Origin of the sequence: Solimonas soli DSM 21787 (assembly GCF_000474945.1) — a bacterium.
Taxonomy (GTDB): Bacteria; Pseudomonadota; Gammaproteobacteria; order Nevskiales; family Nevskiaceae; genus Solimonas; species Solimonas soli.
The window spans coordinates 99,433-113,765 of the sequence record NZ_KI440838.1 but is presented as its reverse complement, the minus strand read 5'-3'; the positions used below and the strand labels follow the sequence as shown (position 1 = coordinate 113,765).

The 14,333-nt window shown below is 68.0% G+C and carries 14 protein-coding genes and 1 tRNA gene; 9 read left to right on the top strand and 6 right to left on the bottom strand.

Annotated features, from left to right (window positions below):
* Positions 1-49: 49 nt before the first annotated feature.
* A complete protein-coding gene (locus K344_RS0116900; RefSeq protein ID WP_157623064.1) occupies positions 50-2,116 on the bottom strand; it encodes a putative bifunctional diguanylate cyclase/phosphodiesterase in 2,067 nt (688 codons plus the stop codon).
* 189 nt (positions 2,117-2,305) lie between these two features.
* On the opposite strand from K344_RS0116900, the gene K344_RS0116895 reads away from it, so the two are divergent.
* The 5 genes from K344_RS0116895 (at position 2,306) to K344_RS0116875 (ending at position 6,071) form a co-directional block, all read left to right on the top strand.
* Complete coding sequence (locus K344_RS0116895) at positions 2,306-2,911, top strand: Spy/CpxP family protein refolding chaperone (protein WP_028081660.1); 606 nt, start codon at positions 2,306-2,308, stop codon at positions 2,909-2,911.
* Between the two features lie 68 nt (positions 2,912-2,979).
* A complete protein-coding gene (locus tag K344_RS0116890) occupies positions 2,980-3,678 on the top strand; it encodes a response regulator transcription factor (RefSeq protein WP_028081659.1) in 699 nt (232 codons plus the stop codon).
* A gap of 6 nt (positions 3,679-3,684) precedes the next feature.
* Positions 3,685-5,019 carry an ATP-binding protein gene (locus tag K344_RS22235; protein ID WP_051362340.1) on the top strand — a complete coding sequence of 445 codons (1,335 nt, stop codon included), beginning with the start codon at positions 3,685-3,687 and terminating at the stop codon, positions 5,017-5,019.
* Positions 5,020-5,075: 56 nt separating this feature from the next.
* Positions 5,076-5,152, top strand: a tRNA-Ile gene (locus K344_RS0116880).
* Positions 5,153-5,357: 205 nt separating this feature from the next.
* Positions 5,358-6,071: a hypothetical protein gene (locus tag K344_RS0116875; protein WP_157623062.1), complete on the top strand. Its 714-nt coding sequence runs from the start codon at positions 5,358-5,360 to the stop codon at positions 6,069-6,071.
* A gap of 295 nt (positions 6,072-6,366) precedes the next feature.
* Here the strand turns inward: K344_RS0116875 and K344_RS0116870 are convergent, their stop codons facing one another.
* The gene (locus tag K344_RS0116870) at positions 6,367-7,020 is read right to left on the bottom strand and encodes a glutathione S-transferase family protein (RefSeq protein ID WP_028081657.1); all 654 of its coding nucleotides are present in this window, start codon (positions 7,018-7,020) and stop codon (positions 6,367-6,369) included.
* 270 nt (positions 7,021-7,290) lie between these two features.
* Here K344_RS0116870 and K344_RS0116865 point away from each other — a divergent pair, with 270 nt between their 5' ends.
* Positions 7,291-7,947, top strand: coding sequence for a glutathione S-transferase family protein (locus K344_RS0116865; RefSeq protein WP_028081656.1), 657 nt, complete (start codon positions 7,291-7,293; stop codon positions 7,945-7,947).
* Between the two features lie 74 nt (positions 7,948-8,021).
* On the top strand, positions 8,022-8,912 hold the full coding sequence (gene trhO, locus K344_RS0116860; protein ID WP_028081655.1) for an oxygen-dependent tRNA uridine(34) hydroxylase TrhO: 891 nt from the start codon (positions 8,022-8,024) through the stop codon (positions 8,910-8,912).
* A 119-nt stretch (positions 8,913-9,031) separates the two neighbouring features.
* Here trhO and K344_RS0116855 read toward each other — a convergent pair whose 3' ends face one another.
* A complete protein-coding gene (locus K344_RS0116855; RefSeq protein ID WP_028081654.1) occupies positions 9,032-9,466 on the bottom strand; it encodes an EamA family transporter in 435 nt (144 codons plus the stop codon).
* Positions 9,467-9,568: 102 nt separating this feature from the next.
* Here K344_RS0116855 and K344_RS22230 point away from each other — a divergent pair, with 102 nt between their 5' ends.
* Positions 9,569-9,850, top strand: coding sequence for an IS110 family transposase (locus K344_RS22230; RefSeq protein ID WP_051362339.1), 282 nt, complete (start codon positions 9,569-9,571; stop codon positions 9,848-9,850).
* Positions 9,851-9,860: 10 nt separating this feature from the next.
* Here K344_RS22230 and K344_RS22225 read toward each other — a convergent pair whose 3' ends face one another.
* The 3 genes from K344_RS22225 to K344_RS23195 form a co-directional block, all read right to left on the bottom strand.
* Positions 9,861-10,763: a PD40 domain-containing protein gene (locus tag K344_RS22225; protein WP_051362338.1), complete on the bottom strand. Its 903-nt coding sequence runs from the start codon at positions 10,761-10,763 to the stop codon at positions 9,861-9,863.
* A 125-nt stretch (positions 10,764-10,888) separates the two neighbouring features.
* Positions 10,889-11,329 (bottom strand): helix-turn-helix domain-containing protein, encoded by a 441-nt coding sequence (locus K344_RS0116840; protein ID WP_028081653.1) that lies wholly within the window; start codon positions 11,327-11,329, stop codon positions 10,889-10,891.
* 200 nt (positions 11,330-11,529) lie between these two features.
* Positions 11,530-12,867: a sensor domain-containing diguanylate cyclase gene (locus tag K344_RS23195; protein ID WP_169729314.1), complete on the bottom strand. Its 1,338-nt coding sequence runs from the start codon at positions 12,865-12,867 to the stop codon at positions 11,530-11,532.
* Between the two features lie 150 nt (positions 12,868-13,017).
* On the opposite strand from K344_RS23195, the gene pncB reads away from it, so the two are divergent.
* Positions 13,018-14,187, top strand: a complete 1,170-nt coding sequence (gene pncB / locus K344_RS0116830) for a nicotinate phosphoribosyltransferase (protein WP_043114820.1) — start codon at positions 13,018-13,020, stop codon at positions 14,185-14,187.
* Positions 14,188-14,333 lie beyond the last annotated feature (146 nt).

The following is a 14,333-nucleotide window of genomic DNA, read 5'->3' as shown; positions in this document are numbered from 1 at the left end:
ATAGAGTAGCCAGCATAACGCGTGCGTCCGGCATGGCAAGCGCCGGTGTTCAGGCGGCGAGGATGCCGGCCTCGTAGTTGCGCACCCAATCGAGGAACTGTTCCTCGGGCATCGCACGGCTGAAATAGAAGCCCTGCATCAGGCGCACGCCGAGCTTCTGCATCAGGCGCATGTCGTCCTCGGATTCCACGCCCTCGACGATCAGCGTCAGATCGAGGCTGCCGGCGAGCTGCACCATGCTGCGGATGATTTCCTGCACGCGGTGGTTCTGCGCGGCGGCGCGCGTCAGCACCGGATCGATCTTGATGCCGCCGACGTCGAAACGGTACAGATGGGTGAGCGACGAGTAGCCGGTGCCGAAATCGTCGAGCGACAGCAGCACGCCGGCGGCGCGCAGATCGTCGAGCACGAGGCTGACGTCGTCGATGTTGCCGACCAGCGCCGTCTCGGTGACTTCGGCGACCAGCTGCCGCGGATTGAGGCTGCTTTCCTTCAGCGCCTCGCGGACGATGTCCATGACGTTGGCCGACAGCAGCTTCGCCGAGAGATTGAAGGCGACGCGCAGCTCGTAGCCGCGGTCGTTCCAGTTCTTGAAGGTGCGGCAGGCGCGCGCCAGCACGGCGCGCGTCATGTCGGCGATGAGATCGGAGCCCTCGGCGACGAAGATGAATTCGCTCGGCAAGGTCACGCGGCCATCGGGCTGGCGCCAGCGCGTCAGCGTCTCGGCGCCGATCACCTTGCGTCGCGCGACATCGACGATCGGCTGGAAGAACGGCACGAACTGGCCCTGTCGCAGGCCGCTGCGGATCTGCTCGGTGAGCGCGAGATGGCGTCGCAGGCGATGCGTGTGGCCGCGCTCGCCGAAGCGCAGGTGGCCGGGCCCTTCGACGCGCGCCAGGCGCAGCGCCTCCAGGCAGACGTTGACGTATTCCTCCGGATCGCGCGCGTCGTCGGGATACACGGCGCCGCCGGCGCTGGTGGCAAGCAGGAAGCGCTGCTCCTCGACGTCGACCGGCGGCGCCAGCCGCCTCATCGCCTCGGCGGCGATGCGCTTGAGGTCGGCGCGCGTCACCGCTTCGGTGTTGCCGCGATCGATGAGGATCGCCAGCGTTTCGACGTCGACGCGGAAGACCTGCGTCGGCAGCGCGTCGAGATCGCGCAGACGCTCGCCGCCGATGCGGATCGCCGCCTCCGCGAGGCGCATGCCGAAGCCGCTGCGGATCGCCACGTAGCTGTCGATGCCGAGCAGCAGCAGACCGTGCGTGCCGTCGATCGGCCGCAGGCGGCGCACCTCGCGCAGCTCGGCGTCGAGGCTGTTGCGGTTCGGCAGCGCGCTGCCCGGATCGAGATAGGCGATGCGGCGGATGTGCTCGGCCTGCGCCTGGATGCGGCGCATGGCGCGGACGATGTCGCCGAATTCGTCGGCCGTCTCCACCAGCTTGGCATCCAGCTTCGGCGCACGGCCGGTGAGCACGGCATTGAGACTGCCGGTGACGGCGCCGAGCGGCCGCAGCAGGCGGCGGTACGCGAACACCGACAGTGCCAGCGCCAGCAGCAGGGCGCCGACCACGGCGCCGAGCGCCAGCGCCTGGCGGTTGCGCATGCGCTGGAAGGCGGCGGCGGTTTCGCGCTGGCTGGCACTGTTGTCGCGCTCGATCTGCGCGCTCAGGAGCGGCGATACGCGCGCGTCGAGCTGGTCGGCGATGTTCACGATCTGCCGCGCGCGCGCCGCATCGATCGGCGGCACGAGCAGCGTGTCGAGCGCCGCGCTGCGTTCCTCGACGAATGCGCGCAGGCCGGCGACCGGCGCGCCGCCCGGCGCCGGCAGGAAGGCCAGCTGCTGGCGCAGCACGGCGCGCGCCGATTGCAGACGGGCGATGTACGGAGCGGGATCGGCGCCGCCGGAGACCGCCGAGGCCAGCGCATCGCTTTCGCGGCGCAGATCGGCGAGCGCGCGTTGCAGGACCAGCGCCATCGCCGTGCGGTTGCTGCGGCCGAGCGCGACCGACTCGACGCCGTCATCGGCGTCAAGCGAAGGGATGATCACCAGTCCCGCCAGTACGATGGCCAGGTTGACCAGGATCATCACGGCCAGCAGCTTGGTCCGGACTCTCACAGTCTGAAGTTTCCCCGTCTCCGCCCCCGTTCGCAACGCGATCCGCAACACTCGCCGATTCTACGGGCAGCATAACGACAAGCCGTTGGCGATGGTTACTATTCTTTACAAAGCGCTGCGCATCATTGCTCGCTCCCTCCGTATAACGTGGCTGCCATCTCCCGTGGCAACGAGACCCGGAGCAGAAACGTGAAGAACCCCCTTACCCTCATCCCCATCGGCGCCGCCCTTGCCGGCGCGATCGCCATCGGCACCGCTTACGCGGCCGCGCCGCTGGCGCCGGGCAACGCCCCGGCGGCCGTCGCCGACGATGCCGACGCGCCGCCGGCGCCCGACCACTCCGGCCGGCGCGACGGGCACGGCCCGCAGCATGGCGACGCCCATTTCCGCAGCCGCGGCTTCGATCGCTTCGGCTTCATGCCGGGCGGCGAAGGCCCCGGTTCCGGCCTGATGCGCGAGCTGCATGGCCTCGGCCTCAGCGAGGCGCAGCGCGACAACATCGACGATATCGTCGACAAGCATCATCAGGAGCAGCGCGAGCTGTTCAAGCGCGGCCGCAGCCTGCACCGCGCCTATCGCGATCTCGATCCGACCGCCAAGGACTACGTCAGCCAGAGCGGCAAGCTCGCCGACCAGACCGCGGCGCTGACGCGCGACGCGCTGAAGCTGCGCGCCAGGATCGACAGCGAGATCGTCGCCACGCTGACGCCGGAGCAGACGCAGCAGCTGCAGGCCAGGATCGCCGACAGCAAGGCGCGGCGCGACGAGCGCCGCGACGGCCGGGCCGGCCCGTAGAGCGCCGCCATGGCAGACGGGGTTCGCGCCCCGTCTGCCGCGCCTGGCAGTCGCGTAAAGTGCAAGGCATGAACGACACCGGAAAAACGCACGTCCTGCTGGCCGACGACGACGTCGGCTTCTGCGAGCTGCTGTCCGAATACCTGCGACACCAGAACTTCGACGTGACCATGGTGCACGACGGCCTGGCGGCGATCGAGCAGGTCGAGCGCGGCCTCTACGACGTGCTGGTGCTCGACGTGATGATGCCGAGAGCCGACGGCTTTCGCGTACTCGAACGACTGCGCGCCAGCCACCGCATCCCCGTCGTCATGCTGACCGCGCGCGGCGAGGACGTGGACCGCATCGTCGGCCTCGAACTGGGCGCCGACGACTACGTCGCCAAGCCCTGCAATCCGCGCGAGCTGGCGGCACGCCTGCGCGCCGTGCTGCGCCGCTCGCAGCCGGCGGCGGCCGATCCGACGCCGCTGCGCAGCGGCGACCTCGAACTGCTGCCGGCGGCGCGCGCGGTGCGCGTCGCCGGCCAGCCCGTCGAACTGACCGGCGCCGAGTTCGACGTGCTGCGCACGCTGATCGAGGACGCCGGCCAGGTGATCGCCAAGGACGAGCTGTCGCGCCGCGCGCTGAACCGCCGCCTCGGCGCCTTCGACCGCTCGATCGACATGCACATCAGCCGCCTGCGCCAGAAACTCGGCCCGCACCCGGACGGCAATCCGCGCGTACGCTCGGTACGCAACCGCGGCTATCTCTACGTGACCGCGGAATAAGCGCCGATGCGCCTGCGCACGCGTCTCGCGCTGTGGTTCATCGCCGCGATCGTCGTCACCGTGGCGATGAGCTTCGTGGTCGGCGCGCAGCTCTGGCGCCTGCTCTACACCGACTACGACGCCCTCAGCGACGCGCACGCCGCCGTCGAACAGCTGCGCCAGAACGGACCGCACGGCCTCGATCGCTGGCTGCGCGAACGCCGCCGCGACGACGGCATCTTCCGCGTGCTGCTCGACGAGAACAACGAGCCGATCGACGGCCGCAGCCACGAGGGCCCGCCGCCGCCGCCGCGCCTGCGCGAGGCGATCGCCGCCGTCGAAGCCGGCAACCGCATCGTGCAGCTGCCCGGCGGCGGCCTGCTGAAGACCGCCGTGGTGCTGACCGACGACGGCCGCAAGCTGCGCTGGGTCGCCGTCATCCCGCCGCCGCGCGGCGCCGAAGTCGCGCGCGTCAACACGCTGGTGCTGCTGGGCATCGGCACCGTCGTCGTCATGCTAGCCGCTTGGCTCCTGGCGCGACGCATCACGCGGCCGATCGCCGCGCTGCAGGACGCCAGCCGCGCGATCGCCAACGGCAAGCTCGACGTGCGCGTGCCGGCGCTGGCGAGCGGCCGCGACGACGAGATCGGCGCGCTGTCGCGCGACTTCAACCACATGGCCGAACGCCTGCAGCGCCTGCTCGGCGCGCAGCAGCAGCTGCTGCGCGACATTTCGCACGAGCTGCGCTCGCCGCTGGCGCGCCTGCGCATCGCCACCGAGCTGGCGCGCGACACGCATGCCGACGCGCAGTTCGACCGCATCGAAACCGAGGCCGGCAAGCTCGAAGAGATGATCGCCCAGCTGCTGCTGATCGCACGGCTCGAACATCGCGAGGCGCCGCTCGCCAGCGAAACGGTCGCCATCGACGAACTGCTCGACACCGTCTGCGAGGATGCGCGCTTCGAAGCCGGCGCGCGCCGGATCGACGTGCGCAGCGAGATCACCGCGCGGCCGCAGGTGCGCGGCCAGGCCGGCCTGCTGCACAGCGCCATCGAGAACATCGTGCGCAACGCCGTGCGCTACTCGGCGCCGCAGACGGCGGTCACCGTGCGCCTGTACGAGGCGGCGGGACACTGCGTGATCGAAGTCGACGACCAGGGCCCCGGCATTCCGTCCGACAAGCTCGAAGCCGTGTTCCAGCCCTTCGTGCGCATCTCCGAGGCACGCGATCGCGAGAGCGGCGGCTACGGCCTCGGCCTGGCGATTGCCAAGCGCGTCGTCGACGCCAGCGGCGGGCGCATCCGCGCCGAGAACCGCAGCGAGGGCGGACTGCGCGTGACGATCGAACTGCCGAAAGCCTGAGGCCGCGCCCGTTCCGGCCCGCGCCCCGCATCGCTTAATATGGCGCTCCCGCGTGCGGGCCTATAGCTCAATCGGTTAGAGCAGAAGACTCATAATCTTTTGGTTGCAGGTTCAAGTCCTGCTGGGCCCACCACTTCCGCGCAGCGCCGCGAGTCTGTGTGTGCTGCCAGCCAAAAGATTGAAACGTTAGTTTCAAACTTCGATGAGCTTGGAACAACCGTGGTGCGACCCAAAAGGAATGCCGATTGGCACGGAAGCCGCCGTGGTTCGCATGCCCTGGCGCTGCCGACTCGCTCTTGTGGGCCGACGTCACATTCTCCGATGACAAGGTGAGCATCATGGCCGACCGTTCGCCTATCTCCGAAGTCGAAGCAATTTCTAAGTGCCTGCAGGCGGCGGTTGCGATCCTTGGTTCGATCGGAGCGAACTTTGAGAAGGACAATCCTTTTCTGCCGATCAACGCCGCGGTCCTGGATATTATGAAGCAACTCGCCGATGAAGCGGTTCTGTTGAAAGGCGAATTGATGCCTGTTCTCGGAACATTGCCGCCCGTTGAGGTGATCGTCGCTCCCGAACAATCTCGGAGTTCGGTGGTATTCGACGATGCTGCGATGGGTCCCGGCGTGAAAAAGCTCACTGAAGCGGCCGAGCGGTTTGAGCAAAGCCGAAAGGCTCTCGAAGTGCTCAATGCTGAAGTAACGGCGGACCTGCCATGGCTGAGGGCGCAGATTCGCTCGATCCTGCTTTCAGACTTCAAGGTTCTGTGTGCCTTGCTCATCCGGGATGCAAGAGCGATACACGATGCTCAAGACGTTCGAGATGCCGTTGAGACGATCAGCGATGCAGCGGACGGATTAATGGACCTCGGAACGTGGGGTGTGCTGCCGAATCTCATCAACCGGCTGCGGCGCCGCCTGAGTACAGCCCCGCCGGAAAGCATTGCGACCACCAACGAAGTGACGAGGTTCTATCGCGAACTGTCGAATCGCCTGACTAAGACAGCTGATACTGTTATTCGACTTCGCCAAGCTCTGGCCAACCATTCAAGCTGACATATCCCTTGGATGCTTCGGTTCGCTGAATGGCACACCTGGGCGCGTGGAATCGGAAGAGCCTCAGTGGAACCGGCCATCTGGCAATTAGAGAGGGTGAACCTGCAGGCAGAGTGTGAGCATCGATGCTTGACGCTCGCCACGATTTCGCCGAATGCATGGAAGCCGACGCGGCGCGCGGCACCGATGAGGCCCGCGTCCGCCATCCGGCGGGCGCCCGAGTTGTCTCTGCCTCGGACGCGCGCCGCTGGCGGGCGGTGGCGCTGAAGGCGCGGTGGCCGGGCTCGCGCGCGCTTCAGCCCGCGGACTGCGGCCGCGTGTTGAACGCCCGCTGCGCCTCGAACGCGCGCCGGTACGCGGGTCGTGCCTCGCCGCGCGCCACGTAGGCGGCGAGGTTCGCAAATTCATCGAGCAGGCCGGACGAACGCAGGCGCAGCAGCACCGAAACCATCAGCAGGTCGCCGGCGCTGAACGCGCCATCGAGCCAGTCGGCGTCGCCGAGGCGCGCCGCGAGTTGCCGCAGCCGGCCGCGCACGCGCTCGTGAATCAGCGGCATGCGCGCCTTCGCCCACGGCTGCTCGCCCTCCTGGAACATGGCCGTCTGGATGTCGAGGATCGGCGGCTCCACGGTGTTGAGCGCGGCGAACATCCAGCTGATCGCGCGGGCGCGCGCCTCGGGCGCCTCCGGCAGCAGGCTGGCGTGGCGATCGGCGATATGGAAGACGATCGCGCCGCTCTCGAACAGCGTCAGCCCGCCGTCTTCGAAGGTCGGAATCTGCCCGAACGGATGCCGCGCCAGATGCGCTGGTTCTTGCATTGCCTGCCATGCGACGGGGCGGACTCCGTAGTCCACGCCGACTTCTTCGAGCGCCCAGCGCACGCGCGTATCGCGCGCCAGGCCGCGGCCGCCGTCGGGCGAGCGGTCGAAGGCGCTAATGATGATGCTCATCGTGAGGCTCCTCGTTCAGGGTCTGCGCAGGGCGGGCTTCGCGTCGGGCGATGCTGCCCGAAACCGCCACCCCCATGCAGACGTCGATGCGGAGCCGCGCAAATCGACATGCCGCCGCGAAATCCCGGCTCGGCGGCGCAAAAAAATTCCTGGCGATCTTGTCGACTTTCGCCCGCCCCGATCGACGATTCCATGACGGCGGATTCCGGCCACCGGCTTCTCCCGCCCTCCGCCACCCGCCATAGTGTCCTCTCGACGCAAGGAGCGCGCATGAACGAAATGATCGTCAAGACCTTCGACTGGGTTCCCGACCTGCCGCGCGGCCATGTGCGCGATCTGCGCGTGCGCTGGGCGCTGGAGGAAGCCGGCCTGCCGTATCGCGTCGAGGGCGTACCGTTCCGCGAACGCGACGCCGGGCATTTCGCGCACCAGCCGTTCGGCCAGGTGCCGTGGCTGATCGATGGCGAAGTCTCGGTCTTCGAGAGCGGCGCGATCCTGCTCTACCTCGGCGAGCGCAGCGACGCCCTGCTGCCCAACGACGCGCAAGGACGCAACGAGGTGATCCAGTGGGTGTTCGCCGCGCTGAACTCGATGGAAATGGCCAGCGTGCCATGGTCGATCTTCATGTTCTCCAATCTCACCGGCGACACGCCGGGCTGGAAGATGCTCGACGGCTTCATCGGCGCGCGCGTGCAGCACGTCGAGGCGGTGCTCGCGCAGCGCGAATGGCTGGCCGGGCGCTTCTCGATCGCCGACATCCTGATGTCCGACGTGCTGCGCCTGGTCGACCGTTTCGGGCGTCTGAGCGGGCAGCCGGCCTGTCGCGCCTACATCGCGCGTGCCACGGCGCGGCCCGGCTTCATCAAGGCGCACGCCGACCAGATCGCGTTCTACGCGGCGGCGGACCGCGCCGGCAAGGGCGGCTGACCGCACAAGGCGCGGCTCCCGGATGCGGCGGCGGGACGGACTACAATTCCGCGCCCCGCATCCCGCCGCCGCCCATGCCGCCGTTCGTCGTCGCCGCCCTCTACCACTTCGCGCGCCTGCCGGATCACGCCGCGCTGCGCGAGCCGCTGCTGCGCGTCTGCCGGGACGCCGGCGTGCGCGGCACGCTGCTGCTGGCCGCCGAAGGCATCAACGGCACCATCGCCGGCACGCGCGCCGGCATCGACGCCGTGCTCGCGCACCTGCGCGCCGATCCGCGCCTCGCCGGGCTCGAACACAAGGAATCGCCGGCCGCGGAGCTGCCGTTCGCGCGGCTGAAGGTCAAGCTCAAGCCGGAGATCGTGACGATGGGCGTGCCCGGCATCGACCCGGCACGCATCGCCGGCACCTATGTCGAACCGCAGCAGTGGAATGAACTGCTGACTCAGCCCGACCTGCTCGTCATCGACACGCGCAACGACTACGAGGTGAAGATCGGCACGTTCCAGAACGCCGTCTCGCCCGGCACGCAAAGCTTTCGCGAATTCCCCGCCTACGTCGAACGCGAACTGCGCGGCCAGGAACAACGCCCGATCGCCATGTTCTGCACCGGCGGCATCCGCTGCGAGAAGGCCACGGCCTATCTGCGCGAGCGCGGCTTCGAGCAGGTCTACCACCTGCGCGGCGGCATCCTCAAATACCTCGAAGAAATCCCGGCCGAACAAAGCCTGTGGAACGGCGAGTGCTACGTCTTCGACGAGCGCGTCGCCGTCAGCCACGGATTGCAGCAAGGGAAGGCATCCCGCTGCGATGCCTGCGGCCAACCGCTCACGCAGGAAGAACAGCAATCAGCGGACTACGAGCCCGGCATCCATTGCCCGCACTGCGTCGCCGCGCTGACGCCGGAGCGGCGGGCGATGCTGGTGATGCGGCGGGCGCAGCGGAATACGAGTCAATTTGCGGGCTGAACGAGCGGCGTCTTTTTTGTGCCAGAAGCGGCGATTCAACGTTAGAGTTCAGTCGGCTGCGCAAGCGGGCGAAGCCCGCCGTGGCAGGTCGGGCGTAACGAAGGCCTCGCCATTCGCCACTACCGCTTGAATGCCAGGACCACCACGCCGCTCGCCACCAGCCCGATACCGAACCACTCTCGCGCCGACGGGCGCTCACCAAGAAACGCGAAGGCAAAGACTGCAACGAGTACGAGACTGAATTTGTCGACGGGCGCGACCTTGGACGCCTCGCCAACTTGGAGCGCCCGGAAATAGCAGACCCAGGAAGCGCCCGTTGCCAAAGCCGACAGCGCCAAGAACAGCGATGTCTTTGAGGACAGGTTGCGAGGGTCACTCCACTTGCCCGCGCACAGCACGAACGCTGCAAGCAAAAAGACGATGATGACGGTACGAACGAGTGTGGCGAAGTCGGAGTCGATATCCCGAATGCCGACCTTGGCGAAGATCGCGGTGAGCGCGGCAAAACACGCGGACAGAGCCGCCCAGAAGAACCAACTGCCTGAGGAAGTCATCATGGTTTTCAGAATCTGCTGAATGACAGGGGACCTCCCCTCCTCTGGCGGCGCGGCGCGGCCAGAATGGAGATGTCGAGTTTGTGATGAAGGAGAGTTGCCATGTCATCGATTATCTGTTTCGGCCTGGATCTGGCCAAGAACAGCTTCACATTTTTCGGCGTGGATGCGTCTGAACGCGTCGTGATGCGGACCCTGAGCCGCGCCGAGCTGGCAATCTTCTTCTCGGAGCAGTCGCCGGCCGTCGTGGCGATGGAGTCGGGCTCCGGGGCGTATCACTGGGTGCGGCGTCTTCGCGCCGGGGGACACGGGCCGAAGATCATCGATCCGAGGTTCGTCGCACCGTACCGTACACCAGGGCCCAACGCTGCCTCTCCGATTTGAGGCTCCACCCTCACCGCACCCAATCCGTCTCCTGCACCTCCGTCGCCGTGCTGGTCAGTACCCGCGGCACGCCGTCGAGCGCGAGCAGGGCGAGGTGGCCGCTTTGCGAATAGAGCAACGCATCGCCGGTCGGCGAGAAGCTCGGGCCGATGTCGCGCGGGCCTTGCGTCAGCGGCTCGGTCCGGCCGGTCGAGATGCGGCTGAGGGCGATGTACAGCTGGCCATCGCGGCTGCTGACGTGGGCGATGGATTTTCCGTCCGGCGACCAGCGCGGGCGCATGTTCTGGCCTTCGCGCGTCAGCATGCGCTGCTCGCTGCCGTCGGCGTTCATCAGCCAGATCTGCGGCGTGCCGCTGCGGTCGGAGGTGAAGGCGATGCTGCGGCCGTCCGGCGACCAGGCGGCTTCGGTGTCGATGGCCGGCGAGTCGGTGAGCCTGCGCACGTCGTCGAAGGTCCTGGCGCCACGGCGCGGATCGACCAGGGCGATGTCGGCGTTGCCCTTGCCGTCGCTGATGGTCATGGCCAGCGTGTTGCCGTCCGGCGACCAGGCGGGCGAGCCGTTGATGTTGGGCAGCGAGGTGAGCCGCCGGATGACGCCGCTGGCGAGTTCGTAGAGGTAGAGCCCGGCCTGGCCGCGGTCGTAGGCGACGACGGCGATGCGCTGGCGGTCCGGCGACCAGGCCGGCGACATCAGCAGCGCGTCGGAGCGCATGACGGCTCGCGGCGCGCTGCCGTCGGCTTCGGCGATCAGCAGACGCCAGTGGCGGCCATTGCCGCCGCTTTCGACGTCGATGTAGGCGATCTTGCTGCCGGGCGCGATGTCGACGGCATCCGCGGCCGCGGCCGGCAGCGCCGTGAGGCCGAGGGCCGCCAACAGGGCCGTCAGTGGGGTGTTCAGCAGCGTTTTCAGCACGACGTCACCGTCGGGGCGATGGATCAGCGCCCATTATCCTCGACGCGCGTGATCGGGCCCGAATCCCGGCCGATCGCCTGCGGTGTTGCGTGCTGCGCGCGCGGTGGCGCGCGGCCGCGGCGGCCTTACTGCGCGGCGAGCTGTTCGAGCCGCGCGCGCGCTTCCTTCTTGCCGATGCCGCGCAGCTCGGCGATCGCGGCGACCGCATTGGCGCGCGGCGTCGCGGCCTTGCTTTCCCAGTTGTAGACGGCCTGCTCGCTGACGCCCACCAGGAGACCCAGCTCGCGCGCGCTGAGGCCGAGACGCGTGCGCAGCGACTTGAGGCCCTTGGCCACGAAGCGCGTCTTCGGCGCATCGGCTTCGGCGGGCGCGGCCGGTACCGCCTTGGACAAGCCGCGGCGCAGGCCGGCGACCTCGCGCTGCAGATCGGCGATCTGCTTCTTCAGCGCCGCGATCTGCCGGCGATGCGTGGTGGAAGCCTTCTGCAGCGAGGCGCTGTGCTGGCGTACCACCTTCTTCGACAAGCGCGTGATTTCACTTTTCAGCAAACCGGCGATATCGGACATGAGAGCGGCCAAAAGTTGGAAAACGGCGCCCATTATGCCCGAGCTCGCCCCGAACCGCTCACGGATGCGGCTCGCGCGCGCCAAGACCTTGAAGTTCCTGCAAACTGCCCGACGGCATGCAGCGGTACGCCAGACGATCGCAGCCGGTGCGCCCCGCCCGCGCGGCTGCCGCGGAACTGGTTACGCGCCGCGCTTGGGCGCTAGGCGATGGAAGTCGCGGGCGTGTCGCCGGCGGCTTCGACCACCACGCAGTTGCGGCCGGCGCGCTTGGCGCCGTACATGGCGCGATCGGCACGCTCGAAGATCGCCTCGATCGATTCCTTTCCTTCGCTGGCGGTCACGCCGAACGAGGCGGTCAGCGGCACGGCGCGGCCATCGGCGCTGCGCAGGCCGGCCGTTTCGATGGTGCGGCGCAGGCGCTCGGCGACTTCCCGGGCATGGAGCATCGAACTGTTGGGCAGCAGCACTGCGAACTCCTCGCCGCCGAGCCGCGCGAACAGATCGCTGGCACGCAGCATGGGGCCGACGATGTCCTTCATCGCGCGCAGCACCTGGTCGCCGGACGCGTGGCCGCGCGTGTCGTTGATGTCCTTGAAGTGATCGAGATCGATCATCAGCAGGCCCACCGAGCCGCCGCGGCCGGCCTGTGCGATCAGGCGTGCGGCGGCATCGAGGAAGGCGCGGCGGTTCGGCAGGCCGGTGAGATCGTCGGTCAGGGCCCGCTGTTCGAGCGCCCGCTCCTGCTCGATGCGCCGCGTGATGTCCTGGATCTGCGAGATGAAATGCAGCGGCCGGCCATCGGCACTGCGTACCAGCGACACGTCGAGCTGGATGTACACGATGTGGCCGAAGCGGTGGAAGTAGCGCTTCTGCATGCGATAGCTGATGCGCTCGCCGCCGAGCAGCTGCGCGACGTAGGCGAGATCCTGGTCGAGATCATCCGGATGCGTGATGTCCTGGAAGGTCTTCATCAGCAGCTGACCCTCGGCATAGCCGAGCATCTCGCACAGCGAGGAATTGACGCTGAGGAAGCTGCCGTCGAGCGCGACGTGGGCGAAGCCGATCGGCGCGTTCTGCAGGGTCAGGCGGAAGCGCTCATTGCTCTCGATCAGCGCATCGTGGCTGGCCTGCAGCTCGGCATTGACGCGGCGCAGGGAGGCAGCGGTGTCGTGATACTCGCGCAGCAGCGCGGTCGCCTTCGGCAGCAGCGGCCACATGGTCAGCGCCGTGGCGACGGAGGCGGCGGCGGTGATGGCCTTCACCGACAGTTCGAGCCGATACACCGGAATCCACAGGCTGAAGATGTCGACCACGTGGCCGGCGCCACAGGCGAAGATGAACAGGCTGAACATCGCGAACAGCCCGTTGAAGTGCAGCGTGGGATTGCGCCGCACGAACACCGTCAGCGTCAGCGGGATCGAGAAGTAGGCGAGCGCGATCAGCGCGCTGGCGATCACGTCCGCACCGACCAGGAACGGGTCCCAGGCCAGGCAATAGCCATGCGGCTGAAAGGCGCCACCGCTCACCAACGAGGACATGTCCATGGCGTTCCGGCTCGCCGACGGAAGATGGCGGCATTATCGGCAGTGCCGATGGCAGCTCGCGGGCAGCGCGATCAGCGGTCATCGCGCAGAGCCCGACGGTCGCTGGCGTGGCGGACGCCGCGGCGCGCCATTATCTTCACGCGAATGATCCGCTCCCTGCTCGACACCGATCTCTACAAGTTCACGATGATGCAGGTCGTCCTGCATCAGTTCCCCGCCGCCGAGATCGAGTACCGCTTCATGTGCCGCACGCCGGGCGTCGACCTGGCGCCGTGCATCCCGGCGATCCGCGCGGCGCTCGCCGAGCTGTGCACGCTGCGCTTCCGCGACGAGGAGCTCGACTACCTGCGCGGCCTGCGCTTTATCCACAGCGACTTCGTTGATTTTCTCGGCCTCTTCCAGCTCAACGCGAAATACCTGCGGCTGACGGCGAACCCCGAGGAGCGCGGCGGCCTGGAGATCGTCGTGCGCGGGCCGTGGCTGCATACGATCCTGTTCGAGATTCCGCTACTAGCGATCGTCAACGAAGCCTGGTTCAGCCATCGCCATCCGCAGCTCGATTTCGGCGAAGGCCGCCGTCGCCTGCACGAGAAGATGGCGGCGCTGGTCGCCCGCACCGACGACGGCTGCAAGATCGCCGACTACGGCACGCGCCGGCGCTATTCCTCGCAGTGGCACGAAGAGCTGATCGGCACGCTGTCGGCCACGCTCGGCCCGCGCCTCGCCGGCACCAGCAACGTGCTGCACGCCATGCGCCATGGCCTCACGCCGCTCGGCAGCATGGGCCACGAATACCTGCAGGCCTGCCAGGCCCTCGGCCCACGCCTGCGCGACGCGCAGACCTTTGCCTTCCAGCGCTGGGCGCAGGAGTACCGTGGCGACCTCGGCATCGCCCTGTCCGACACCTACGGCCTGCCGGCCTTCCTGCGCGACTTCGACCTGTACTTCTGCAAGCTGTTCGACGGCGCGCGGCACGACTCCGGCGATCCGGTGGCCTGGGGCGAATGCCTGCTCGCGCACTACGCCGCGCTGCGCATCGATCCGGCGAGCAAGACGCTGGTCTTCAGCGACGGCCTCACCTTCCCGAAGATCGTCGAGCTCTACCAGCACTTCCGTGGCCGCTGCCGGCTGTCCTTCGGCATCGGCACCAACCTCACCAACGATCTCGGCCCGGCGCCGCTCAACATCGTCATCAAGATGTTCCGCTGCAACGACCAGCCCGTCGCCAAACTCAGCGACGACCCGGGCAAGATCACCGGCGACGATCCCTCGTATCTCGCCTACCTGCGCCAGGTCTTCGACGCCGGCGCCTGAAGCCGCGCCGCGCACAGCAAAGCCCCCACCTCACCCAACCCTCTCCGCCCCGGGGCGGAGAGGGCTCGGAGTGGAAAGCTCGCATGGTGCGCGGGCCATTCTGATCACGCATCTCCACCACGACTCCCCTCCGCCCGCTTGCGGGG